The 25,302-nt window shown below is 39.6% G+C and carries 28 protein-coding genes and 1 tRNA gene; 2 read left to right on the top strand and 27 right to left on the bottom strand.

The genetic code is table 11. The features are described 5' to 3' along the window. From DXB58_RS20920 to DXB58_RS20910, 3 genes are all read right to left on the bottom strand, one after another. Positions 1 to 2,210, bottom strand: a 2,210-nt coding sequence (locus tag DXB58_RS20920) for a hypothetical protein (protein WP_233527335.1), incomplete at its 3' end; no start/stop codon positions are given. Next, a complete protein-coding gene (locus tag DXB58_RS20915) occupies positions 2,200 to 3,165 on the bottom strand; it encodes a hypothetical protein (protein ID WP_117980014.1) in 966 nt (321 codons plus the stop codon). The genes DXB58_RS20920 and DXB58_RS20915, both read right to left, overlap by 11 nt. Further along, a complete protein-coding gene (locus tag DXB58_RS20910) occupies positions 3,162 to 7,796 on the bottom strand; it encodes a phage tail tape measure protein (protein ID WP_117980013.1) in 4,635 nt (1,544 codons plus the stop codon). Before DXB58_RS20910 ends, DXB58_RS20915 begins: the two co-directional genes overlap by 4 nt. Positions 7,797 to 8,058: 262 nt before the next feature. Here DXB58_RS20910 and DXB58_RS20905 point away from each other — a divergent pair, with 262 nt between their 5' ends. After that, complete coding sequence (locus tag DXB58_RS20905; protein ID WP_008998668.1) at positions 8,059 to 8,253, top strand: hypothetical protein; 195 nt, start codon at positions 8,059 to 8,061, stop codon at positions 8,251 to 8,253. A 99-nt stretch (positions 8,254 to 8,352) separates the two neighbouring features. Here the strand turns inward: DXB58_RS20905 and DXB58_RS20900 are convergent, their stop codons facing one another. The 11 genes from DXB58_RS20900 to DXB58_RS20850 form a co-directional block, all read right to left on the bottom strand. Beyond that, positions 8,353 to 8,571 carry a hypothetical protein gene (locus DXB58_RS20900; protein WP_229030923.1) on the bottom strand — a complete coding sequence of 73 codons (219 nt, stop codon included), beginning with the start codon at positions 8,569 to 8,571 and terminating at the stop codon, positions 8,353 to 8,355. Between the two features lie 23 nt (positions 8,572 to 8,594). Then, complete coding sequence (locus DXB58_RS20895) at positions 8,595 to 9,122, bottom strand: hypothetical protein (protein ID WP_008998667.1); 528 nt, start codon at positions 9,120 to 9,122, stop codon at positions 8,595 to 8,597. A 101-nt stretch (positions 9,123 to 9,223) separates the two neighbouring features. Beyond that, positions 9,224 to 9,292 (bottom strand) — tRNA-OTHER (locus DXB58_RS20890). A 9-nt stretch (positions 9,293 to 9,301) separates the two neighbouring features. Next, positions 9,302 to 9,901 (bottom strand): hypothetical protein, encoded by a 600-nt coding sequence (locus DXB58_RS20885; protein ID WP_117980012.1) that lies wholly within the window; start codon positions 9,899 to 9,901, stop codon positions 9,302 to 9,304. A 2-nt stretch (positions 9,902 to 9,903) separates the two neighbouring features. After that, a complete protein-coding gene (locus DXB58_RS20880; RefSeq protein WP_117980011.1) occupies positions 9,904 to 10,284 on the bottom strand; it encodes a hypothetical protein in 381 nt (126 codons plus the stop codon). Positions 10,285 to 10,286: 2 nt separating this feature from the next. After that, positions 10,287 to 10,742, bottom strand: coding sequence for an HK97 gp10 family phage protein (locus tag DXB58_RS20875; RefSeq protein WP_117980010.1), 456 nt, complete (start codon positions 10,740 to 10,742; stop codon positions 10,287 to 10,289). Further along, the gene (locus DXB58_RS20870; protein ID WP_117980009.1) at positions 10,739 to 11,050 is read right to left on the bottom strand and encodes a hypothetical protein; all 312 of its coding nucleotides are present in this window, start codon (positions 11,048 to 11,050) and stop codon (positions 10,739 to 10,741) included. Before DXB58_RS20870 ends, DXB58_RS20875 begins: the two co-directional genes overlap by 4 nt. Continuing rightward, complete coding sequence (locus tag DXB58_RS20865) at positions 11,044 to 11,376, bottom strand: hypothetical protein (RefSeq protein ID WP_117980008.1); 333 nt, start codon at positions 11,374 to 11,376, stop codon at positions 11,044 to 11,046. The genes DXB58_RS20870 and DXB58_RS20865 overlap by 7 nt, the downstream gene beginning before the upstream one ends. Positions 11,377 to 11,381: 5 nt before the next feature. After that, positions 11,382 to 12,503: a major capsid protein gene (locus DXB58_RS20860; protein ID WP_008998661.1), complete on the bottom strand. Its 1,122-nt coding sequence runs from the start codon at positions 12,501 to 12,503 to the stop codon at positions 11,382 to 11,384. Between the two features lie 21 nt (positions 12,504 to 12,524). Beyond that, complete coding sequence (locus tag DXB58_RS20855) at positions 12,525 to 13,109, bottom strand: hypothetical protein (protein ID WP_117980007.1); 585 nt, start codon at positions 13,107 to 13,109, stop codon at positions 12,525 to 12,527. Between the two features lie 19 nt (positions 13,110 to 13,128). Next, positions 13,129 to 13,833, bottom strand: a complete 705-nt coding sequence (locus DXB58_RS20850; RefSeq protein ID WP_117980006.1) for a hypothetical protein — start codon at positions 13,831 to 13,833, stop codon at positions 13,129 to 13,131. 83 nt (positions 13,834 to 13,916) lie between these two features. On the opposite strand from DXB58_RS20850, the gene DXB58_RS20845 reads away from it, so the two are divergent. Next, on the top strand, positions 13,917 to 14,180 hold the full coding sequence (locus DXB58_RS20845; protein WP_008998658.1) for a hypothetical protein: 264 nt from the start codon (positions 13,917 to 13,919) through the stop codon (positions 14,178 to 14,180). Here the strand turns inward: DXB58_RS20845 and DXB58_RS20840 are convergent. The 13 genes from DXB58_RS20840 to DXB58_RS20775 all read right to left on the bottom strand — a co-directional run bounded on the left by DXB58_RS20840 (position 14,175) and on the right by DXB58_RS20775 (position 25,291). Continuing rightward, positions 14,175 to 15,929 carry a toxin glutamine deamidase domain-containing protein gene (locus tag DXB58_RS20840; RefSeq protein ID WP_117980005.1) on the bottom strand — a complete coding sequence of 585 codons (1,755 nt, stop codon included), beginning with the start codon at positions 15,927 to 15,929 and terminating at the stop codon, positions 14,175 to 14,177. The two genes, DXB58_RS20845 and DXB58_RS20840, sit on opposite strands and share 6 nt — an antisense overlap. A gap of 3 nt (positions 15,930 to 15,932) precedes the next feature. Continuing rightward, positions 15,933 to 17,381, bottom strand: a complete 1,449-nt coding sequence (locus tag DXB58_RS20835; protein ID WP_122138137.1) for a phage portal protein — start codon at positions 17,379 to 17,381, stop codon at positions 15,933 to 15,935. A 34-nt stretch (positions 17,382 to 17,415) separates the two neighbouring features. Further along, positions 17,416 to 18,861, bottom strand: a complete 1,446-nt coding sequence (gene terL, locus DXB58_RS20830) for a phage terminase large subunit (protein ID WP_181982077.1) — start codon at positions 18,859 to 18,861, stop codon at positions 17,416 to 17,418. Next, the gene (locus tag DXB58_RS20825; RefSeq protein WP_117980002.1) at positions 18,842 to 19,336 is read right to left on the bottom strand and encodes a helix-turn-helix domain-containing protein; all 495 of its coding nucleotides are present in this window, start codon (positions 19,334 to 19,336) and stop codon (positions 18,842 to 18,844) included. Before DXB58_RS20825 ends, terL begins: the two co-directional genes overlap by 20 nt. Before the next feature lie 3 nt (positions 19,337 to 19,339). Then, a complete protein-coding gene (folE, locus tag DXB58_RS20820) occupies positions 19,340 to 19,933 on the bottom strand; it encodes a GTP cyclohydrolase I (protein WP_117980001.1) in 594 nt (197 codons plus the stop codon). Then, positions 19,888 to 20,433 carry a 7-carboxy-7-deazaguanine synthase QueE gene (locus tag DXB58_RS20815; protein WP_122138136.1) on the bottom strand — a complete coding sequence of 182 codons (546 nt, stop codon included), beginning with the start codon at positions 20,431 to 20,433 and terminating at the stop codon, positions 19,888 to 19,890. The genes folE and DXB58_RS20815 overlap by 46 nt, the downstream gene beginning before the upstream one ends. Next, positions 20,420 to 20,752 (bottom strand): 6-carboxytetrahydropterin synthase, encoded by a 333-nt coding sequence (locus DXB58_RS20810; protein ID WP_122138135.1) that lies wholly within the window; start codon positions 20,750 to 20,752, stop codon positions 20,420 to 20,422. The genes DXB58_RS20815 and DXB58_RS20810 overlap by 14 nt, the downstream gene beginning before the upstream one ends. Before the next feature lie 4 nt (positions 20,753 to 20,756). Beyond that, the gene (locus DXB58_RS20805) at positions 20,757 to 21,695 is read right to left on the bottom strand and encodes a hypothetical protein (protein WP_147338744.1); all 939 of its coding nucleotides are present in this window, start codon (positions 21,693 to 21,695) and stop codon (positions 20,757 to 20,759) included. Positions 21,696 to 21,964: 269 nt separating this feature from the next. Then, positions 21,965 to 22,477 (bottom strand): hypothetical protein, encoded by a 513-nt coding sequence (locus DXB58_RS20795; protein ID WP_008998647.1) that lies wholly within the window; start codon positions 22,475 to 22,477, stop codon positions 21,965 to 21,967. 16 nt (positions 22,478 to 22,493) lie between these two features. Then, positions 22,494 to 23,057 (bottom strand): hypothetical protein, encoded by a 564-nt coding sequence (locus tag DXB58_RS20790; protein ID WP_008998646.1) that lies wholly within the window; start codon positions 23,055 to 23,057, stop codon positions 22,494 to 22,496. Positions 23,058 to 23,309: 252 nt separating this feature from the next. Beyond that, positions 23,310 to 23,711: an ASCH domain-containing protein gene (locus tag DXB58_RS20785; protein WP_117979995.1), complete on the bottom strand. Its 402-nt coding sequence runs from the start codon at positions 23,709 to 23,711 to the stop codon at positions 23,310 to 23,312. Then, a complete protein-coding gene (locus DXB58_RS20780; protein ID WP_233527334.1) occupies positions 23,701 to 24,321 on the bottom strand; it encodes a DUF6633 family protein in 621 nt (206 codons plus the stop codon). The genes DXB58_RS20785 and DXB58_RS20780 overlap by 11 nt, the downstream gene beginning before the upstream one ends. 76 nt (positions 24,322 to 24,397) lie before the next feature. Next, the gene (locus DXB58_RS20775; protein WP_118029616.1) at positions 24,398 to 25,291 is read right to left on the bottom strand and encodes a DUF4373 domain-containing protein; all 894 of its coding nucleotides are present in this window, start codon (positions 25,289 to 25,291) and stop codon (positions 24,398 to 24,400) included. Positions 25,292 to 25,302 lie beyond the last annotated feature (11 nt).

The following is a 25,302-nucleotide window of genomic DNA, read 5'->3' as shown; positions in this document are numbered from 1 at the left end:
AGTTTTTCCCGTTCCTCGTCCGTCATAAACCTGTGTGTGGCATCTTCATTTATTTCTGACGCTGCATGCTTATGCGAAGCAGGTGCATAATTACCAACCGGTTGATATACTCCTGAATGGTTATGGTTTCCTGCCGCTTTTCCATTCCAATTTGTTTTATCAGAATCTGTTACAAATCGGTGTGTAGCATCCTCGGTCACATCTGTTGCTGTATGCTTATGTGAAGACAGTGCATAATTACCTTTAGGTTGATATGCTGAATCGTGGTTATGATTACCTGCAGCTTTACCATTCCAAGTGCTTTTTTCTGCATCAGTAACAAAGCGGTGAGTACTATCCGGAGTAATATCCGTTGCTTCGTGTTTATGCGAACTCGCTGCATAACTTCCTGCTGGCTGATAGACCCCTGTATGAGTATGATTCGACGGGGACGCACCAACCTCGGAAGCTGTATAAGATGGTTTACTTGCAGCTTTCGCCCATGCAGGCACATCGCTTGCTGGCATAGAAGTTGGAAAATCACTTATTTCAAACTTATTATGAGTATGCGCTTTAGGTGTACGTGCGTCACTTAGTCGACTATCATTTCCTTGGCAAACAGTTCCGGAAGTTGTGCCAAAGTTCTTATTGAAAGCTGTATTTTTTGAGAATACAGGTTCGTATATTCCTGCATGGTTATGTGTATCCAAAGCTGCTTTCAAAACCTTCCCTTGTTCGGCAGAAAGGACCTTGCCAGTACCACCACTTGTTAGGTTATTGACAATATCGGAAACGTTGATTTTCTTCCCTAACTCTGTTGCCATGGTAGCGGCGAAGTTCGGATCATTATTAAGAGCATTAGCCAATTCAATAAGCGTGTCGAGGGCCTCCGGTGCTCCAGCTACAAGTGCATCCACTGCAGCTTTTACTTTAGCATCAACTCCAGAAACTGCGTTATTGGCGGCCTGTGCTGCCGCATTTGCGCTATCTGTGGCAGCTTTAGCAAGAGCTGTTTGCGCTACTGATGCGTTTTTGGCTGTATTAGCATCATCAGTAGCTTTTTTCGCTAAAGCTGTTTGGGCTTCCGATGCAACTTTGGCAGCGTTAGCCTCTTCTGTTGCTTGTTGGGTTTCTTCTTTGGCAGCATTAATACTTATAATTGCTGCGTTAGCGTCATTAGTAGCTTTCTTTGCAAGAGCAGTCTGTTCAACTGATGCGTTTTTGGCAACATTTGCATCATTCGTAGCTTTTTTTACAAGTTCTAGTTGTGCGGTAGCATCTCCTGTAGCAGATGTCATTTCTTGTATAATACCGCTATACTCTGACTTACGTTGGGATTCGGCTTCTACACGTTCTGTTTCAGCAGAGATACGCCTAGTCTCATTTGAGGAACGAGTATCTTCTGCAGCTTTGCGGGTATCTTCATTTTGCTTTCTTTTATTTTCTTCGGATACCCGGGCTGTCTCCGCTGATTTACGTTCTGTTTCAGCGGACTTTCTTTTGTTTTCTTCTGATACTCGGGCTGTCTCTGCTGATTTACGGTCTGTTTCAGCAGATACGCGTTCAGATTCGACAGTAACGCGATTATCTTCGGCTATCACACGTGCAGTTTCATTCGTTTCTCTCGTGGATTCGGCTTCTTTTCGTTCATCTTCGGCTGTTACGCGATCTGTTTCAGCTGTAGAACGTGTTGTTTCAGCCGCTTTTCGTTTGTCTTCTTCCTTCACACGTTCCGATTCTGCAGAAGAACGTCCTGTTTCAGCGGTCTTACGTGCATCTTCATTACTTTTACGTGCTTGTTCATCTGACACTCGTTTATTTTCTGTTTCAACGCGGCTAAGTTCTGCAGATACACGTTGCCCTTCAGCGGTCGCACGAGCTGCTTCCTCTGCTTTACGGGTATTCTCATTTATGATACGTACTGATTCTGCAGCTGACCGGGCTTGTTCTTCATTTGAACGATTTCTTTCAGCATCGATACGAGTAGCTTCATTGCGTTGTCGAGTATCTTCATTCGCTTCTATTTGGGTTCGGGAATCATCAGCCGCCTTTGCTGCGTCATTGGCCTTCTTTGTTGCTGCAACTACGTCATCATAGGCTTTCTTTATGAATTCAAGACTAACTTTTACACTTGTTTGTACGCCATTCACCATTTTAACGCCAATAGTGTACAATCCTACCATGCTATCAGCAAGCGTTAATTCGCTGATTTTTTTCTTTTTAATTGGCATAATTTTTTAAGTCAATATAAAATATTCCATCTTCTGTTATGATAAATTCTCCTGCTTCGGATGCAAGCAGGAAGTCTGTTTCTCCAATCCGGAAACTAGTAAATACAAGTTTCAAGGTAAATTCCCACCATACCCCATTATTAAGAAGAAAATTGTTTGTCTGGCAACTCTTATAATAGCAAGGATAGCTTTCACTCCACTCATCACAATAAAATATACGTTCAGCATCAGAATACTCATATCCTTCATCATCGACCTTAGCAGACAGTTTTGTGAGATCATAGAGTAGGGCATTGCGATTACGCCAGAACGCTTCAATCGTCCCGGCCCGCATCAGGCATTTGAGAGATACTTCTTTGGTTTGGAATTTCACAACTTCACCGTCATAGATTGCTCCATCTTGACGTTTGAAATTCTGCAATAGGTTCTTTTTTACTGCCGGAGTTTTCAATATCTCGGCATTACTACCTGGAAGAACTATTACGCCATAATCGGACAAATCTTTATTGTCTATTTCATAACCCTTTGGCATAGCGATAGAATTAACAGGGTCCTGATATTCATAATTTGCTTCATGAGGAAAATCGTTTGCAAAAACTATCTTCGCTATTTCAAGTCTAGGATAAATTGTATAGCTATTCTGTGATAACAAACGTAAACGATATGTTTTACCAAGAATCGGAAAACGGAAATTATGGTATCCCATATCGGAAAGGAGCGCTATTAATCCACCAAATCCCAAGTCATCTCTAAAGCCAAATTCTATACTAATTTCGCTTGTGTCGAGGGCAACCACAGAAAGATCAAATTCTTGTCCGTCTTCCTCCGGCCAGTCGTTTTTCTCCGGATCTTTCAAAGTAGGGAAGGCAACAAGATTATTGTAGCTCCCCTTTATAATTGAAATACCGTGTTTGGTATACATATCTAATTCATCTATTAGTAATTGTCCTTTCATCGCTTCAGTATTATGCCTTTTGTGTTTAATGTATCAATACCCAGCTTTATAGACTCTATGGCTTTTTCAATCGCTTCAAGCCGTGCTGTATGGCTGCTTATATCAGATAGATAAGTGATAACAATATCATTGTATTTCATTATTTCTCCCATATATTTATCCAAATTTGAAAGATATGCGAGTTTTTCCGCTATTTTATCCGAATTAGACTGGAGATGCTTTACACCTTCATTAATTGAATATGTATGAGAGATCATAACAGCAAAACTACCGTCTAGCTTATCTGCAGAGTCTTGCGACATAGAAGCAAATCCTTTCTTTGATGCCTCACGTTCTTCATCATCATCTTTGCCAAAACCATATATTTCTGATAATGCATCGCGTTTAGCTTTCATTTCATTGGCAATCTGTTGGCCTTCGGCTTTCAATGCATTATATTCATCCTCGGTCATACCATCATCCATTGCATTATATAGCTTTTCCCTCCATTCAATCAACCGGTCCATATAATCCTCCTTAAGCATGGAATTAAGAATGGCATTTCTCATATATTCTTCGAAGTTGTCTGCAAAATCAGCACTATCGGCGTCCATATCAGTAAGCAAGTCTTGGAAGTCAGAGCGGAGAGAACTGTAATCAATAAGAGTCGTATCAGCAATTTGTTGTTCTAATACTTCCGCAACCTTTGCGACACCATTTGCTATTTGATCGGCAAATTTTTGTGTATCGGAATCTAGTTGTGACCAAAATATGCCTGCATTCTCCTGAAGCTTTGCAAGTTGATCATCTGTCAAATCAAATAGACCGGTCATACGTCCGCCCATTTTCTTTTTGAAATCATCAATAGACATTCCTAGTGTGTCCGCTGCTTGTTTCCAACCTTCCCAGGACATATCTTCAACTTCACTATATCCCTTCGAGTGTGATTTTCCAGAAGCACCAGAATTTAGATACTGTTGTCCTAAAACCCTAGCATTTTCACTTTGCAATTTTACCATTTTAAGCGCTTTTTCATAGGCTGCATTGGCATTATCTCCTGTAAGAGTTTCAGCTAATTCCAGTTGCTTTTCGATTACTCTATCAAGAATACTGATATAAGACTCATACGTTTCTTTCGCTTTCTCGTATTTCTCCGTTGTATCGTCTTTTCCGAACAAATCAAAGATTTTCATTGCTACCTGCATTGCTGCGCCAATGATCGCAAGAATAACAGACGCTTTTTCAACTGTACTAATAGCGTTCGCTGATGTATTTGCTGCTGATTCAACGCCAGACATAGCAGTCATTGTAAATGCTCCGATATTACCAATCAAAGAGATAATTTCTCCAGCAGGTCCACCGATCGTTTTTCCAAGTTCATCTATTGTGTCCGCTAGTTCTGATATCTGTGCTCTGACTTCTTTCTCTGCCTTTTTAACTTGGTTGTCTTTCTTGACAACCTTATCTTTTGCTGCGTTGTAGTTTTCAGTTTTCTTTTTAACTTGCTCCAAGGCCTGCGCTTCGGATAAATAGGCTTTAGTCGATTCTATTTTACCTGTTTCCGGATTGTATTTAGAGGATTTGATCCCATTCTCAAATTTAGCACCTCCTTTCACAGCCTCGGCTTTTATCCGAGCATTTTCTAACTCGATTTGCGCATTGGCTAGCTCTTCTTCAGCTTCCGCTAGTTCTTTCTTCTTATCAGATAATGACTGAAACGGATTACGGGAATCCAATTCGTCCATGATGGATTGAATTGTACTCGTATATTCGCGAAGTTGATCAGGAGATAGAACTTGTGCCGCTGTACTCTTTGCATTCTCTAATTGCGTTAAAAGGGAATTAAGAGTTTCGGAAGAAGTTTCTTTCAAGTTTTCGAAGGCGCGAACATATTCTGGGGATTCTTTCAACTTATCGTAGTCCAGTTTCATTAACTCCATTCCCTTATTTTTCGTTGCTTGAGCAATGGAACGGTCTATCTGTTCTACCTGATTTGTATCTCCATTCTTCGTAGCTTGTTTACGCTGTTCCTGTAACGTTGCAATATCCTCATTAAATTTTCGTTCAATCGCAAGACGCTGGTCTGTATAATCCTGATACTGATTCAACAGGTCAGATAAATCATCTCCGCGATCAAACTTTGTATTGGTAGCGATTGTAGCTTCTTTTGCTATATTATCGAATGAAGCAAACAGTTTTTTCGTAGATTCTGAATTGATGAAAACATCTGCATTAAAAACCTTCTTTTTATTTTGAGGATTGATTTCAAAAGCAGCTCGTGCATCTTCTATTACTTTCCGTTTCTTATCCTCGGTTTCGCGCTTAATAGCCTGTAATTCTAGCCGATGATTGAGTGCTCTTTGCCTTAGAACCTTTTCACTGCTTTCTTTAAGTTTATTGATTTCAATCTGTTCAAGTTCATTTGCTGAATCTTCTTTCATTCGTTCCTGGTCAAACTTCTGTTTCTCTAACAGGAGTTTATATTTTTCTTGTTCTTCACGTAATTTTTGTGCCTTATCATCTTGCTTGGAAAATGAATCATAAACTTTTAACTCTTTCTCTGCTTCTTTTAGCTTTTTGATGTTTTCTTTGTAGGCAGTAACGACAGTAGCATCAATCCCTTTGAAATTTCCAGCATCCATCAATTTCTTTTGAGCCGAAGCTATTGAATCTAGTGCTTTCGTTGCATCATCTTTTTGCTTGGTCCAAAAGGCTTTATTTTGAATCTCCGACTTTTCCTTTTCTTTTTCATCTTCTTCTTTCGCTTGTTTTTGAATCTTTGCAATATTATCTACAACCTTTTGAGCTGCATCAACTTCTATTTTAGCCCTGCCAAGTTGTATGTCATATTGTCCGGAATAAGTTCCACGTTTTGAATCTTCAGCAATTAAAGCCTGAATTGAGTCATAATTACGTTGAGCCATAATCAATTTGGTTTGTGCTCCAATTCGTGCACGTCTCTGAACTTCTTCTGCGATCATCTTATTTAAAGAAAGGATATCCATCAATTTAAGTTTTTCAATATCCATATTCTTAAAAATATTTGGCATAATGCTTTGAAGCTTATTATATGCTATAACTTTCTCATAATTTGCAGAAGTCTCATCGCGTATCGTTGAAAGTAAATCTGTAGCACTTTTTTTCAAATTATCAGCTTGTTCGGTATATGCTTTGCATGCTTCATTATATTTTCTCTGTACTTTTTCAGCTTCTGTCTCAACCGTTACCACATGGTATATTGCGTAACCAAGCGTTGCAAATGCAGCGGCAGCCAGCACATAAGGGTTGGTTAACATCGCTGCTGCATTTTTTAATTGTGCAATCGTTTGGGCTTTGAGAGCTTTTGTCAATAAAACACGTGCAGATGTGTTTTTGGCAATCATTGCAGCTTCAACGGCATACATGCCTTTAGTCAATACCAAGTTAGCCGCTTCAATAGTCCGCTGCTTGTTAACAATAGCTGTAACTGTTGCATGTACTTGTTTAGCGGTACTTACAGCCAAAATACTTCCTTTATATCCAGCGAGAGCCGTAGTAACGGTAACTATTAGGGCACCAATAGTTTTTAATGATTCCTGTGCATTTCCATTATCAAATGCCTTGTTTATTGATTGTGCGGCACTTGATATTTGTTTTAAAATCTCTTTTCCAAGGGGACGAAGGGTAGCTGTTATATTATTGCCAAGTAGTTTCATTTGATTTTCGGCAGATGAAGCCATTTCTTTAAAGGCTGCTTCTGCTGCACCGGCAGAATTATTAACTTCGTCTAGATCGGAAGCTGCTTCCTTGGCCTTTTCACCAGTAAGCATTAAAGCAGCTTGGAGTGCTTCATCGGTACCCAACAATTCTTTCATTTTGGTTGATGAACCGCCTGCTTTGTCATAAATAAGTTGTAATGCTTCTTGGAAAGTACGTCCTTTGAATGCAGCGTCTCCCAACTGGTTGGCTGTACCTAAGATAGCAGCACGTATTTTCGTCATTGCTTCCGAAGTGGGAACACCTTGTTTGGTGATTGATGCTACTGCGCCCAGGACTTCTTTTATATCAATGCCAAATGATGCAGCAATAGGTGCTGCTTGGGCTATACTTTTGCCTAGTTGACCGAAATCAGTCTTACCTAATCGAACGGTGGTAAATAACTGGTCCGAAACTTCCTGGGCTTTAGAAGCATCCAATTTATAAGCATTTAGAACTGTAGTAATAGCATCAGCTGCAGTAGCAGTATCGGTTACTCCACCAACAGCAGCTTTTGCGGATGCTTCCAACACTTTCATTCCGTTGGCTCCGTCATGTCCGGCAGATACGATCTGATAGAGAGCTTTGGCTGCTTCGTTTGCTTCAACGGGGATAGTACGAGTTATCTCCATAACTTGATTCATGTAATCCGTTAAGCTGCCTTTAATTCCATTTGAAAGAGTAGCAACTTCTTTCATGCTTTGTTGAAACTGTTTTTCAAAGTCGTATGCACCTTTGGCAGCTCTGGCAAATGCGATACCTGCACTAATGCCGATCCCACCGAATACATCGAAAGCGGTAATTTCACTGGCCATTGCCTTAATGATTCCCATCGCTTCCTGACGCCCGGAATATAGTCCTGAATTATCTATGCCTGTTGCGAAATACAACGCTCCATCTTTGTTTTGAATACCCATATAGCATTTATTCTTAAAATATAAAGAGGAGCCAAAATTTGGCTATTTCAGGAAGAATGAGCATCTTTGCAGTGTTCTAAGACCAAGGAACAGTTTTTAATTTACTCTAGGGAGTTGACAAGCCTACAATATCACAATATAGGCTATCAATTCCCTTTGCTGCATAGTCCCTAGTGTAAATGAAAGATTATGTTCCTTGGTCGGAATAAAAGGGGAGAGATAGCCTTTTTCTATAATATATAAATCACTATTCATTAGCGCCATGACCAAGGAAAATGAAAACGTATCCATAGCGAATAAAAGTAGCTATACGGAAGAAGAGATTAAAGCTGCCTACGAGAAAGGGAAGAGTGAAGGAAGAATTGAAGGGATGCTCTCTTATCAGAAAAGATTGATTAAAAATCTACAGCAGGATAATGCTTCTCTCAATCAGATGCTTCAAGAAATGAAAAAATAATCCCCTGTATCTTCACAGACACAAGGGACCAAAAACAACTCTAAATCAATTTAATAAAAAAACAGTTAACCTAATATATAAACACAATGGCAAATTACTTTATCTTTTGACTTTCCCGTTAATATCATAATATCTTTTCATCCGGATCTTCTCGTTTGGATTATCAAAACTTGGTAGCTCTATCCATTCATAGTCTCGTCCTTCGACTTCTCCGTCTTCATCAGTCGTTTTATTTCGCTCCCTCATTACAAAGGAGTACTCCTGAAGCAATATCTCTATTAATCCATAGCTACTATCCAGCGTCTCATTAAAAGTCAATCCTAGAGCTTCTTTTACAATAACTAAGAATCTACTTTGGTTGTATCCTTCCAGCTTTGTAGATTTTTCCGAGCGGCTATTATCTCCGTCTCTCGCAATGGGCTCACGTTCCGAAGCATCGTGATAGAGGTACAAAAAGGGTGATATCCTATTCGATATATAATTGCATTGAATAATATGCGTATATCTTCCCATGTGGAATTGTCTGCAAGAGCTTGTTTAAACCATTTTGGCGGATCACTTGGCTTATTATGAATACCTAAGCATACGATATCAAGAAGCAGTTCTCCGTACTTATCCATAATTTTGGGAAAATCTTCTGGCAGCTCTCCCTTTTTTACAATCATCCTATCAATATCTTCTTTTTCAATTTCAAGAAGAAGCGGACGAATTCTAAACCATGTCCGGACGGTAATTGGTTTTATTACAATACTATTACCTGGGTCCTTTCCATTAGGAATAGAATCTCGGTTAGAGAAATCAAATGGGATTCTTACAGGTTGTTCTGTAACAGAATCAGATTCTTGTTGGAATAAGTTTTTTATACTCATAAATTTCATCAAGGAGCCTAGTCAGTTGTACTTCCTGACAATATGTCCAGTTATTCGCGACTAACCTTTAATACTTTCGGCTCCATCCTTCAAATAGTTTGTTCCTGTGAGTGGATTCGAACCACCGGTTTCTACTAATGTAGTGCTTTAACCAACTAAGCTACACAGGAAACCATTTTTTACTCTACTACTTCTTCGCCTTCGGGATTTGCTGGATTTTCCGGGGCTTCTCCGCCTTCAGACACGCTTATAACTTCACGCATAAAAGCAGCCTTTTTTTCTCCGGAAGCTGTAATAGCTGCCTGCATATATACACGTACAAGTAACAACTCCGCTTGCTCGGAACCGGGAGCTTGTGAGATCTTAGAAGTAATCTTACCATTAACTACGGTATAAACTACCTTTTTACCGTTTTTGGGTAATGTTTCACACTGGAATGTCTTTGAGATAGAAGGAACGTTGATTGGTTTCTTCCAGATGTTTCTTCCGTCAGCTGTATCAATCTCACCACCTGCTAACTCTTTAAGTACTTCGTTAGAAGGAGTAGGAATAGAGAGCTCGATGTAATCTGTTGTATCTTTTACAAATTCAACATACAAAGGTTCATCGCTTCCTTCCGTTTCGACTTTTACTTCTTTAGGATCCGCAAAGTTGAATACTACACTTCCTTTTGTCGGAAGAGGAAAATCTTTGAGGTCCGCTCCTGGAACACCGTCTCCGACTGTTCCAAATTTAATTTTACCTACGCCCATAGCGATAGGTCTTACTTCTCCTGTCATAATTATTGATCTATTAAAATTTCTAATCTAATATTTGTACAAGCGAATTTCTCTTTCAAGTCCGGCATTGGAACACTCCAGAGAACTGTCACTTCTTTACATACACCGTCATTACTATTGATTGAATCAAGCGACTTCCGCACCTTACGCTTAATTTCCTTCATGCGTTGACGTTGGTGCATACCATTTTCATTCAAAGGGACAAAGATGTTGACGTTAATAGGCACTTTATTAATGAAGTCGAGTTCATTCAATTGTAGATGATTGATAACGATATGTTCATTGGTCAAGCCTGCTTCCGATTTGTCTTTGTAAATCATAACATCGGTGCCCGCAGCGGCCACAGCATTATAAACTATATCTACAGCGTCAAATTCATCCATAATCAAATCTTGCTAAAAACTGATTTCAACGTATCCCTTAGATACTTCTCACATTGCGTATTAGCCCCTGAAACGACTTCATATCCTTTAGCTTCCACGGCAGCCGCATATTCCATTCCTGCAACACCTACCAATACATAACCACCAGTATAAGACAGTGAGACTTCTTCTGCAAGCCTACGCCCTTTATATTTACCGGTTGTCTTATCAATTCCTTTCTCACTTTCGGTAAAGTTCTCTGCAACCACTTCTCCGTTTTTCGCAATTATATATCCGATAGATGAACGAAGATTGCCAGTCTGGTCCTTATATGAGCCGTTCCGGCGAGCTATATCGATAAACTTTTCACCTCCTGCCTGCAACAATACAAGTATCTTGTTTTCTGCTTTGCTTTGAAAGTGATCGAACCAACGTTCTAGTGAATGTTGGTCGAATAGGGGAGTCATGCCGTTTTTCATGCGTTGATAATTGAATGTGATTGATAAGGTTCCCAACAGATAATCGGTACATCAATACCCTTTGATGCAACTTTCAAACGCAAAAACTTACTGTCTGCCGGCGGTTGGATTTTGGTGTAAAAATAGCCATGTACTTGCGCTTCATCACCAGCAGAATTACGTTTATAGACAACAGTACCATCACTTACAGGATCATAACGTCCGGGAACGGATATTTCAATCGGTTTCCCCGGAACCCATTCACCGTTTACTGTCTTTCCGTTAACGTCGATAGTGACTATCGCTGTATGTGGATATCGTTTTACCATCTATTACCTGCCTTTCCTTTGACAATTATTCGTTTCCCGAGTTTACCGGCTTTCTCCGGTTCCCCGTTTTCTATATACAGTTGTTTTGCAGTCTGGATATAGAAAGAACGGGGATGAGTGATAGAAAGCTTATTCTCACTGAAATCCTGTGAGTTTACTAACATGGCGTACGTATCAGCGACACAAAGACCAACTTGCTTCATGTTTTCAGTAGTACATTCCGCTTCGGGGTTGATGCCCCGCTTAACGAAGACTACCTTATCTAAGAAGCTTTCCATATCCTCAATAGAAGGATATTCCAGTATTGTTTCTCTGATTGTTGCCATATAGTTTACTCTTCATCTGTTTTTTCAGTATCTTCACCTTCTTCCCATGCTTGGCCATCAGTTTTCATGATGTACATTGCATCAGGATCATTAATTACAGGAATTGCGTTGGCTTCCGCTTTAGTCCACTCCTTGAACGGTTCCAGTTCAGACCACTTGCTGATGAAAACAAAGTCTTTTTTCAGCGTTGTAGCTTTCTTCTTGTATTCAACAGAATGTTCTGCTGCGATAGGACCATGCTGAATGTCGCCACACTGTAAATCTTCCAGGAAACAAATATTAGCGGATTCCCATGGATTTACAGTAGTACGTTGATGAGCAGCATTCTCAATACGAACAGACGGACTTACAAGAACAATCTGGACACCTTCCGTATTCTCTTGGGCAGCAAGGTATTCATTGATAACCTTTTTGGAGATAGTCAGTTTTTCTTTCTGATTGATCCAGCCTTTTACCTTTTCAATAACAGCCTTTTGCTTCTTCAATAGAGCAAATCTGTCTTTGCGCATTACTACGTATTTGATAGTAACACCTTCGGCAGAAGCGGCAACCACAGTGTCCTCAATATCCTGTAAGCCGTCGGCCGTTGTAGACTTAGACCAATCCACAGCAGCAACTTTCTTGTTTTCATTAGGCATACCACAGCCTACAAATTCTTCGGTAACAATGCCATTGTTATTGCTTGAATTGAGAATGAAGCCACCTTTAGACATCAATTGCATACACCACCATTCGAAACGGCCACGAACAGCGTTATATACGAAGTCTTGATCTTTAAAAGCAAGGTCTAGAATTGATTTCAAGTCTGCATCACCTTCACAATCCCGGCTAAGTTGCTGGTATTCGTTCCAGTCGCTTTCGTTCATACCGCGTTTTACGGCAGTCTTAGGGATATCACCTGACATCTTGCCGATAACTTCACGTTTCTTTTGCGGTGCAGAAGAATCGAATGAAATAACATCAGCGATAACCGGTGCACCTTTTTCGCCAGTAAGAGTTTCCCATTTCAGAGAGTTCTTCTGCTTTACACCAAAGAAATTAGGGAAGAATACCGGCTTAACTTTACGCGAGTTAAGACGGGCACCCATATTCTTACGGTTCACTTGTTTAATTAAACTTCTTTCCATACATAATTATGAATTAATGGATTACATAAAACGGATAAAATGAAGCAATGCCTTCATTGCTTCGTCAATAGGGTAGGGCATTACTGCCTCATTTACAGTACCACGTACCAGAAGTCCTGATTGCTGGTTAGCAACCGTTACATCAACCTTGTTCATTGTAATAACTTCTGGTACATATTTGAACTTGGCGGCTTTGGCATCAGCTTTGGCAGTAACAAGAACTAATACATTACCTATCTCTGCAGCTCCAATTGGTCCAGCAAGGGTTATCGTATCGTAGCCTGGGTTGGTCTTGTCGATTGCAGAGATTACATCAGCAGCTCCAGTTAAGGCACCACCAACAGTAACAGCCTCTCCAACTTTAAACACATGATTCTTTGCTATCTGAATAGTTACTGCATCAGCATCCGCAACAGCCGTAATTCTTCCGGTCTTAACTGTATGATAAAGACCGTTAGCATCCTTACCTACCATAACAAGCGGAGGAAGTTCATCAATGATTCCCTTCAGTTCCGCACGGGCAATAGTACCACCGCCCTGAATGTCCTCAATAATCTTTTCGATTCCGGGAGCATACTGAAATTCTTTTTGTTTTTTTCTGAACATAGCTTTTAATTATTAGATATTATTCATCGAGGCCAAGACTGGCAGTTCCATTATTTGAGTTTTCTTCGTCTTCCATAAGTTCTAGCCATTCTTTTTCAGAACGTTCTTTGGGCTTGTAGGAATTAGGCTTGTAACCGCCACCGGCGACCTCATCATCTATTACCGACTGTCTGATTTCAGCGTATTCTTCTTGCAACTCTTTAATCTGATCTTCAACAGAAGTTTCAGAATTGACATCAATACGGTTAAACCACTTTTCAGGGAGTTTTGCATCTGCAAATAGTGTTCTGGCTGATGCCTGTTTCGTGGAAGTTGTGACTGTTGATACGACAGAAGATACCGATGCGGTCAACTCGGAGATTTGCTTCTGTTGGGCTTTCAATAGCCTAACTACAGATGCGGGCAAATCTTCGAAGTCTTCATCATCGTCTTCTTCATCATCGTCTTCGGATTTTACTGTTTTCTTAGTCTTTTTAGCCGATTTGATAGGTTTACCATCCTTTAAACCATTGTTCTTTTCATACTCGGCAATAGCATCCTTTTTCGCTTTTTCTATTGCGGATGTGTTTTCAAGATCAGGAAGAATATTGTCTTTGAACAAGGCAATATAAGTATCAATATCATCCTCCTTTTCGATTTTGAAGAGTTTCTGAACCTTTACAGCGTACTTTTCATTTACACCTGCGGCTTTCAAGCCCTTTTTAATTGCATCAATGATTGTCATAACGATTTTCTATTAAAATATAAGGGGAGTAAATTTTTCCTGCTTATATATTTTATTCCGGAATCAATGACTATATTTGCAACATGGATAATAAGAAGAAAGAATATAGAAAGAAAGCTAAAGAACTCGCTCTTCAAAATGGATTCGATCAAGTTTCCTATTATGGAGAATGGAACGGCTATTTAGCATATACAGTATCCCGGAAAGAAGATGCAGGATGTTGTATTGGTTATCCTCGCTTTATCCTTGTTAAAGATAGTGTTGCTACGTTAGCACCATATACTCAATCAGAAGATATAATGGGAATGACTTCCATGCCTAAAGACCATGTAGATACATTACTATAATTTTTTCACTATTCCGTCAATAATATCAGTATTTACCAACAAATTGTCTACACGTAATACATTAACTCCATATCTCAAACTTATTTCCTTTGATAGTTCTCTCCAATTTTTCATCTTTCCAGTTTGTGGGTCATATATTATTATTTTTCCATTATGTAATTTTTCCAGAGTAATAATATGCCCAGAATTCTTGCCTTTCCAAGCAAAATCAATATGATATCTTCCCGGTTCTTTTACTAGTTCAACTAATTCTTTGGTTAACTCTTTTATACTTTTGCTTTTTAAAGCTCCCGATCTTGTTATATCATATATGCCTCCTGCAGTCTGTTTTTTAGGCATAACCATAGTCTTGGGGTCGATCCATGCCCAATTGGTCCGCATTGATAACTCATATGGAATGTTCCCTGTCTTTTGAAGATTTGGTAGAGCTGTAACATTATATCCACGTCTCCTCAATTCATTAGCAACTACGCAAGACTGGCAATTTACACTATATTCGCTTGCTTTTCCATAATTAATGTTTCCCCGTAACTCATTAGCTTCTTCGAAGGTCATTTCTTTGCCTTTTTTTACACCAATCTTCTGTTCTATTTTGGCTTGGTTGAAGTTTCTTACAAATCGGTCTTCCCATCTTTTTTGAATATCATTTTTCTCTGCATCAGTCTTGATACGTTTAGGTTTAGAAACCTTTATAACTTCATTCGTAATAGGTTGGGAAACTATTTCTCTTTGTAGTCCTCCATCATTGGTAAAGTTATCCTTGTACCAGAAAGCAGATTGTAATCCATCTTTATTTTCGCTGACGAAATCCTTTGCCGCCTGGGGAATATCCGTAATAGTTTGGCCTTGCGGAACTGTGTCATTCAGCAAGAAATCAGCAAAGTCTTCCGGTTCCATGGTGATAGGAGTAGCAAAACAGATACAAAAAGGATGAAAGCCTGTAAACTTGAACGTTTTCGGATATTTACCTACCATTGCATCACATATCTTGCACGGTCCTCGATTATTGGCCGAGCGATGTACCTCAATACCTAATATGAAGTCCTGTTTGCTCCAACGTTCATAGTCCGCACTACGATAAGCAATGTTCGTAGTTGTAGCAGATGTCCGGAGAGCGTTCTTATATGCTGAACGATAAACACCTTGTCCTGGATGATAATTCTTCATTGGTTGTGATAATACCAATTCACCTTTCTCATTCCGGATCCTGCGAAAGCGTTTTTGGGGATTTTGCAAAATTTGCCGTATATCGCTACTGATTCCGTTTGCATTACGTCCGGCAACTACGCCACTATCAAGATAGAATTCGAGTTGCGATTTCGTTTGTTGCGTAATATTCCAAACTCTATCAGATAACTTGAATCCGTTAGCATCTATATCGTTCTTTAGAGTTTCAAATGCAGATAAACTATGAGCGAACATACCATCTTTTGTTGCACTGGAAATAGACATTCCCTTGATGAACTGGGAAATAAAATCATCATTCTTTCTTTCTGCTCGATCCCAGCCGTCCTTTTGGAATGCAGAGATATTAGCATATAGCATTGATTCAAGATTCAGCAGTTCCCGGTCAACTGCACTCTCTATTCTCTGATTACGTATCCATACGTTATTTTTCCCCGCATCAGACCATTTATGGAGATACGGGGAAACAGAAAGAATAAATTGATTAAAGATATTAGCTATTACGGCCTGCTGTGCAGCAATTTTCTGTATATGTTGTTTATCGTAGAAAGAAAGTCCGGGCATAGATTATAAAGTTGCTCCAATAAATGAATTATTCTGTGCAGTCTCTTTTTCGTCTTGCTTCTTACGATTCAATTCTGTTTCCACATCGTCAGTGTATGGTGAATTCTTTATAATCGTTTCCTTGCTATTGAATTGAGAAGCAGTTTCAAGGTTCTTGAGTTCTTCAGCTAGATCTTGTGGGAGAATGCTACCAAACTCAACCTCAATGTAGTTATCATTTAATTGCGATGCATATTTAGTGTGCGTAATATTAGCCATTCCAGCCTGAACTATTGCCACTGTACGTTGAACTGCCGGGCCGAATATCTCCATTTGTTCAGATGCCTTAATCTCTGCATCAATCAACATAAAACGACGTGAGGTACCACTAAGGTTGCCAAGCCCCATTAGTTTACTCATAGATAAATCAGGACTTGAAGATCCGGAATGTATTGCATCATCTAACTGGTTAAGTTCAAGTGTTACGGATTCACAGGACTGTTGCCATGCTAAGTAATCTGCATCACCATGATATGTATTACCGGTATCCGCATCTACTTCCATAGTAAAGTTTAACTCTTTGCCTACAGTTTCTTTGCTCGGAAGATTAGCCAAACCATAAGTTTTCAGTATCGGTTCGGAAAAGTAGTCATTAGTATCTGATAGGCGGGAAAGTCTCATTTCTTTCTTGTCTATCAAATTAGCGACATCTTCCCAATCCGGACAATCGACTTCGGCATATACTACCGGAATCTTGCCAAAACGATTCTTTATCTTTTTCACTTGCCAAACACCGTCCATAATACCGGAGTAGATAACATCTTTCGTATAGACTTTCACGCATTCGCAAGTACGGCCATTGACTTCTGCATTGTACTTATAGATAAAGCCGTCCATATCGTCGTCTTCATCAAAGTGTGGATAAAACTCACATTCGACATTACTATCCTTGGGAGTAGATAGAATCTTAACCTTCAACTGGCTTTTTCCATCATCTTTAGTGACCGGATAGAATACAATAGCTGCTTTGGTTTCAGACAATACCTTGCGAGCAAACTCTTTCAATACCGATTGCATTTTGAGCTTTCGCCTATAGACTTTCTTAAACTCATCAAATCCGTCGTTCGAATCTTCTGCTGTGATAGTCATTTCACCGCCAAACAGAAAAGCAACAGATGTGCGGACGATCTTTTTAGGTAGATTTGTTACAACTTTTGCTACATCGACAGTTTTATCCTCTAGTCTTATTGGCTTTTCGGTTCCTGTATCGGGGTCAACTTCTACTTCTGTGTCTGAATATACAGCAATCTTTTTAGGCTCCCGATATCCGACAGATTCTTTACGTCGGGTTCTGTCACCATTGTATTCCTCCATATACTCACGAGGATTACGATTCTCACGGGTATCAACGCATAAATCACCTACTATGCTACCGAAATCTTCATTTTTCAGAATATCCTTAATGTCTGGCATATACTTTTCTCTTAAAATATACACAGAAAGGAACTTATCCGCGTCCTACCTTACGAGTTTGCTTCTTAAATTTCAAGCCAAGTGACTCTGCAAACTCTGCAAGGATTGTCATGCCATCCGGAGCATCGTCATGAGCGTTATCACCCTCGCGCTTGTAACTGGTAAACGCTTTCATGAAACGACCGTAGTCTGATCCTTTAGAATATTCTGTTTCATCAAGAAAAGCACAATGCTTCTTTATCCAGCCAGCTTTCATGATGATACGTGTTTCCTTGTGCTGTGTTGTTGCCCGGGCTTGAATCATACACGATTTCTTTTTAGCTGTAACAAGTTTGCGTACATTGATAGCAAATATACGCCCGCCATTGTTTGATTCAATACGTAGTTGATCGCACTCTGTATCAATAACCATTTGCGCCAGGCGCGGTTCTGTGACTTCGACAGGATCTTTAGTGAAAAGAATATCGGTAATGAAGTATTTTGGACCAAACACCTTTGCGAATGGTGCGCAGAAATCATCATCTCCTTTATCAGCAGTATCACAGGCTCCGAGTGTTCCATCAGGTTTTTTCCCTGCAATATCGGCAAGTTTGAAGCGCATGAGAGACGATTTGGGGAATAGTAACCCTTTGGCCTCGAACGGTTCCTGCATATACTCGGCCATCCAAATACTTTCGTCTGTTTCAGAACGTAATTCCTTGTAATATTCTGTAGTATGAACATCGGCGCAGAAAGTTTCATCATTCTCATCCAGCGCAGCAATACGAATGATTTCATTGTACTTGCCGGCTTCTTCCATGCGTCCAAGGACATCATTAGAGGACCAGCGAGTACCAATATCAATCATACAGCAGCTTCCTTCAATACGGGAGTCATGCGTACCCTGCTTCCAAGACCATACCTTTTCATTGTTATTATCCGATAATGCATCTTCCAAACTCTTGTACAAGTCATCCGTCATGGCGAGCATTGACGCACCAAATCCAATAACGGTACCACCAACACCACCACCGAAGTAGGATACTTGTCGTGCGCCTTCCACACTCCAGCTCTTGACATTCTGCTTATCACCCTTTAAATGGATATCGGGAAATATTTCTTTAAAACGCCTAGATTTCACAACATCTCGAGTGTCGTATGATAGTTTATTATAGAGAGTATCCGAACAACAGTTACGCATAACTGACTCTTCCGGAAAGTGTCCGTACATCCAGGCAATGAATAGAGAAGATATATAAGACTTTCCGGCACGTGGCGGCATACTGACAGCAAGACGGTAGATTATACTGGCAGAATATGATTCATACACACGCATGAACGCTTCTGCGACCTTTTTTAGGAACAGACGTTTAGAGAAAAACTTCGGATCATAGTACAAACAAAACGCCCAAAAGTCTTTCTTTGCTATTCGTTTGCGGAGTATGGTAGCAGCCTTTGCTTTACGAATCAATATTTGTCTTTTACTCTTCTTCTTTGCCATCAATTATAGCCTGTAGTTGTTCGTCACTCAATCCTTCCAATTCATCACCAAGGTTCACATTTGCATCAACTTCTTTTTTGTCTCTCCATTTCTCCGGCTGCCGGTTCTTCAGCCAGAATATAGCGGCTGTCGTATCAGGTGGGTAATGCTCAATATATTCTTTTGAGTCTGTTATTCTTCCTTCGGATGTTGCAAATTTTGTTGCCTTACAGGAATAACCGATAGCACGATTATATAACCGAGATGCAACGTTCGCATCCGCAATATTCTTTCCTTTTTTTAGGGACTCAAGAAATTCGGGATAGTCTTTTTTCCATTTATTTAAGGTTTGCTCTGAAACAGAGAAGAATTCGGCGAGCTCTTTATCTGTTGCACCCAACAAACAAAGCTTTAGAGCTTGATCGGCATACTCTATTCTGTACTCTGATTTACGCCCTCTTTTTTTCTTCTCGGCCGGATTCTTCTTCTCTGTCATAAACTAACCAAAACTAGCAAATTGTGATAATTCAGCCCTCAATTCAGGCAACCTTCCATTATCAAAATAGAAAGAAGAACGCATTTTTCCCTGTTTTTTTACTCCACGCATGGTTTTACACAAGTGTTCTCCTTCCATAATAATACCAACTGCTAACGGTGGGTGTTCTTTTCCGAGTGCATCCACTATCATCGTAACGACATCTTGAGCTAGTCTCTCCTGTACCTGTAAGCGGGCTGCACAATAATCGATAACGCGGCCAATCTTTGAGATGCCTAATATGCTTCCTTCCGAATTAGGAATATAGGCAAACCAATACTTTCCGAAGAAAGGCATCATGTGGTGCTCGCACATTGAGTAGTAGTTACCAGAGTCTGCAACTATGCTATTAAAGGATAATCCATCTTTACCATTGGGGAAAGTTGTTATTTTCGGTGCCTGTTCAGGATCATACCCGCGAAATAGTTCTTTCCACATTCTGACAATGCGTTCCGGTGTTCCTTTTAATCCTTCGCGTTCTGGATTGTCACCAATATACGATAAGATTGTCCTTACTGCACATTCAATATCTTTTGTGTCTGTAGACTTAGTTTCCATTTTGGGTGTTCTTTTACGTAGTTAATAACTTCTTCTGTGTTTTGACAGGAACATGGTTGCAGATAATATACTGCAGCTGTCATGGCTTCATAGGTTGACAGATCTTGCCCTGTATAGACGACTTTTATTTCGTGAGGATTGACAACAATAACTTTGCTTCCTTCTTTCGGTGAGCAAGTAATCCAATCAATACCGATAGGAAGGGGAACTGTCCCGTTTGTTTCTATCTGAATAAACTTTCCTGCCTGATGGAGCTTATCGATAAACTCTCGGTCTATCTGCAGCCCCGGCTCGCCACCCGTTAAAACTACGAAGCGGGTAGGGTAGAAGCAAACCTCTTTGATAATTTCCTCATCCGACATTTCTCTTCCGGAAGAATGTTGTGTATCACAGAAGGGACATTTCAAATTGCATCCGGAGAAACGAACGAAAACAGCAGGAGTACCAGTACGATAACCTTCTCCCTGAATACTGTAAAAAATTTCATTAATCTTTTTCATACCACGCAATATTATTTTCTGATTCTTGTACCATTACTTTAAAACATCCCGGGATCTGATCACAAATCCATTTTGCCATATTCTCCGCAGTTGTATTGAAGGGAAGAATCTCATTCAGATTTTTGTGATCTAGTTTGTCCTGGATCTTCTGTTTGATATGTATAAAATCGACTACCATACCGTCTTGATTTAATGTCTTTGCACGACACCAGACAATAATAATCCAGTTATGTCCGTGCAGGCTCTGGCATTTACTCTCGTAAGATAGCTTCAAACTGTGTGAAGCTGAAATTTCAATACGCTTTTTTACTATGTACATAATTTCATCTTTGGTTACCTAATAAATAATCATATTCATGCAAACATAACTCACCGGCCAAACAAATTTTTGCCAAAGTGGGTTTAGAGCGAGGATTGAATCGATACTTTTTTACTAATTGATCGATACTTTCTGCATAAAATTCTAATAACTTTGATTCATCTAAATTTTTAATGTGTTTTGTTAGTTTCTTCCCATTAATGACAAATGGAAGTTTCGGCCATCTTACAATAGCACTCCAAGTTGTACTATCAGCACTCGTGCAAAAGCTATTCTCTTTCAACATTTTGGATTCGGTGCATCCCAACAGATGTATATCAATTTGAGGCTTTTTCTTCTTGATATATCTAGTCAGATAGGCAACATCTGTTTTGTAGGTTCGATTCTTATGTATTCTCAACTCTGGAACACTTATTGCAATATAATCCGAGAAGTCTATCAAGCGATCAAGTCCCTTCTTTCCGTCTTCTAGATGAAAAACGTTGATTATCCTGTTATCAGGAAGAAGACGTTTCATCTCTTTTCTGAATTTCCAGGCAATTTCTGGGGAAAGAATTTTTTGGCAATCAACTTCAACACATGTTCCAGTGAATCCTGTTTCTTTCACAAATTCGACTAACTTCAACATCCAAGTGTATAAGAATTCTTCATCATGTTTTCCTTTGTTTGCTCCAAACATTAAAGTAAACAGTCCGGAATCCATTATTGCATGCTCACCAAGAGAAGATACTAATGAAGGAATGATATTATTTCTATTTTTATTTGAAAGCTTGCCATTAATCATTTGTTTGACGAATGGATAGCATGTAAAAAGGAAATACTTTACTCCTACAGTATGAAGTGCCGTTAGTTTATCCAGATTTTCGCATCCTGCAAAATGAACTTTAAGATTATCTTTGAATAGCGGCTCCACCGAAATCATCCTCCAATACTTCAACTTCATTCATACTAGAAAAACGATTTAGAAGCCATTGCGCAATATCTTCACATGAATATGAACCAAATTCACATGGTGATCCAAATTCATTCTGCAAAGTGCTTTCTAGCTTTTTCTGCATCGTATAAATTTCAATTTCTCTGTTATTGTGTGAAACCTCGAACTTGCATCGTATTACAAATACGTGCCGATGCCGTGCTGATAAATAAATGCATGAAGGAGGTGCATCCGGATAGGAATGAAAACCAATTACTTGATTATAGGTAATAACTCGTTTATTCATCGTCATCCTCCTTTTCATATACATTTCTTCCACAGAAAGGGCAGATCAACACTTTTTCTTTTTTTGAAGCTGGTTGAGTACTCCCACTAAAGAAATCGTCCAATTTATCTTCATCAATGTTGAAGTTAGGAATATTCAAATTCCATTCACCTAACATATCAAGATTAAAATCATCAACGATAGCAGAGAAGTTAAAACGAGAAGTATCGGAAGTATGATTATCTGCCAAGGCTAGCAGTTTTCTCTTTTCATCTTCCGTAGATAAATCTTTGCGTTTAATAACAATGAGCTCCGTTCCGTCAGACTCTACAATACGCACTTTGAGACCTAACTTTTGAGCTTCCTCATACACGCCGTTTCCAGCGATTAACACATTGTCACGGTCGGCCAATACGGACCGACCGGCTCCACATTCAACGAGGCTTTTATGAATAAGCCGCTTGTTTTCGTCCCCATGGATACGATAGTTCCGGGGATCAATCTTAATTTCTACTTTTTCTTCCATGACCAAGGAATTTTCACTAAAATATAGTTTCCCCGGCTATTTTCTTTCTAATAAGTTCCTGCACTCCGTTATAAATTTCATATAGTTGTTTCAATGTCTCCGGACCTTCCCAGTCGGAAAAATTACCGTCCTGGAAGAAATGAAACTCAAAAACACGAGCTGCTACTGGACCTAAATCAAGGCTTTCAAACGTATCTCTTACTAAATGCAGTTTATTTAGTATTTCAGTATTTCTATCTTCTGATTCATCCGGGATATCTTCAATATCCAGCCTTGAATAATCTACATTATCGTCCACAGGCAGGGGCTTGTATCTACTCCTATACTGTGAAGTAGGAGAGGATGCGTTTAGCTTTATCATCTTCAAAACAAAGAAATCAAGCTCTGTATAGCCATTTTTTTTTGTTTCAAGTAGTTTGTCCAGCAACCTGTTTTTCTTTTGAAGGAGCGAACAAATAACCTCATTCAAGACATCTGTCGCTTCATCAGGAATGCCGGCAAGCCCACAATGATACAAAGAGTAATCAAGCCAGCGTTCGTAACGTTTTGTTATGTAATTATTTACTGCTTTACTTGCCATAAGCACAAAGATTTTATATATTTGCTGTTCCTAATAGCTATAAGCTTTGTGCTTATGAGAGTGGTCGGCGGTGGTACGCTGGCCGCTTTTATTTTTGCATTTCTTCGTACACCAAAAGCACACGTTTACATCTATGTGCCTCTTTTAATTCCTTTCGATATACTTCGATATCATCCGTTAAATCTTGTACTCTGTTAACTACGGACTTGTTTAAAATGCTATCTATTAACTCAACTCTTGTAACTTTGTATTTCATATTGTTTCCTCCCAGTCATAGTTCCATAATCCTAATTTTCCTCTTACATTTTCAATTGGCTTTTCAAAGAGAACGGGATTAGTGAGTACCCAGTGAGAAACACCTTTATCCGCCCATATTGAGGGATGATTTTGCACACAGTCTACAATCTCTACACTACCGATGATGGAGCCAAAAGGAAGATCGTTGAAACCTATACGGCTCATAGGTGTATTGAGCACCTTTAATCTTTGGCTTGGCTGTAAGCAACCAAACTTAGCAATATCTCCCTTTGCACTTGAATGTATAAGTACACGTCCACGAAAATTTGTTTGCCAACTCCGGTTCTCAATATCTTTGATACCGTGAACGATCAATGAGGCCCACGGCTGTTTTACTGTCAATACTTTAACTCTCATTTTCTTTAGTTTTAGCAATGTTATAATTACACAAATACATCCCGATATCCATTTCGGCTACATCTGGAGGAGGAATACTTTCACCGTAAATCTTACGTAGAGCCTCTTTATTGCCTCCCCATGCTTTCCAAAGTACCATGGGCTCATACTTATCAGGCAGATATGGAAATAGCTCACAGAAGGTTTTGAAGTCCTGTTTTGCTTTTTCTCGTTCTCTTCTGGTATTTTGAACTCCCGTTACGATATCTTTAATCAAGTTCTCATTGCGGGAATAGCCAGTTTCAGCCTTTTTTCGTACAAGTTCATTTTCTCTATGCTCAATTTCGCGTCGCCTGTCTTTGCAAAATTCGACAAGTGCTACCATAATCGCTTGATTATTGATCTTCGATCCCCAGACGAATTGTCCGCGGCTGCCGTTCTTTAGTTGGGAGAAGAAGATACATAACTCGGCTAAATTCAGGTACCAGTAGCTAGATAGTATCGACAGGGCTGTTTCTGCCAGCTGGGCATTAGTCAACTCAACACCGGCATATCTCAGCACAGATTTCAAATGCTCGGTAATGATCTCTACCGATGTTGAGTTGCTAAAGCTCCTGTTTACGTCTGCCAAAGTGGGTATATTCTCTGCATTAGCCACATCTGACAATGAGACATTACAGTTTAGTTGTGCGATTGTACCGCTCCATTCAGCGACCAATTGAGAGGCTGTCGATCCAGCTTGTAAGGCCTGCTGTATCGGCGTTAGTTCCTTTCTGATTGCTGTCTTCTGGACAATCTGTGACGGACTTAGCACTACCTGCAGTTCTGTTTTTATTAGTTCTCCGTTCATCTTTCTTGTTTTTAAGCTCAATTTTCAACCAACTAGCAAAATGGGACATAGCATCTTTGGGAGACTTCGCTGTTTCGCCTTTATTCTGTTGCTCCATGAAAAACTGCTTCAAATACTCGTAAAAAGCTTCTAGTGTAAAGTCATTGTAGCCGGAAGAACGAGTATTCATCGTTACTGTTTCCGCCCATGATTGATTTGATTTAAGTTCAGCATAGCAATCATCTAAGGACTTATCGAAGAAGCTATCCGCCGGAAAAAGTTCTCCCACGCGTATATGTGGGGGAGAAGATTTTCTTTTATTTACTTTACTTTGTTCATTATCACCTACATTTATTGAGTTATTGACGTCATTAATCGAGTTATTGACGTCATTAATCCAAAAATCAGGGATAATTTCAACATCTTTCCTTTTTGAAGTGCAGCTTTTAAACCTATTTTGAATACCACGGGAAGATAAAATATGGAACTTTCTATACAGGGTGTTATCGAATAATTCCACTTGTAGGGCCTTCTTCACGACTTCACTTACGGCGCCCTCGGATACCCCGACTATATCAGCAATATCAAAAGGCATTTCTTTGTCCCACACGATGTAATACCCTTTATCCTTGTAGATATTACATAGCAGGCAAATTAGTATAGTGACGGAATTTGGGCCACAAGCATTTATTATCTTGCGTACTTTCCTATCAGATAAGAAATCTGTATCTAAAGGAAAATAATCCAGTCCCTGTTTTAATGGTCTTGCCATATTTAGATCTT

Origin of the sequence: Bacteroides sp. OM05-10AA, assembly GCF_003439055.1 — a bacterium.
Taxonomy (GTDB): Bacteria; Bacteroidota; Bacteroidia; order Bacteroidales; family Bacteroidaceae; genus Bacteroides; species Bacteroides intestinigallinarum.
The sequence above is the reverse complement of the archived record's forward strand: the minus strand, read 5'-3'. Positions and strand labels throughout refer to the sequence as shown.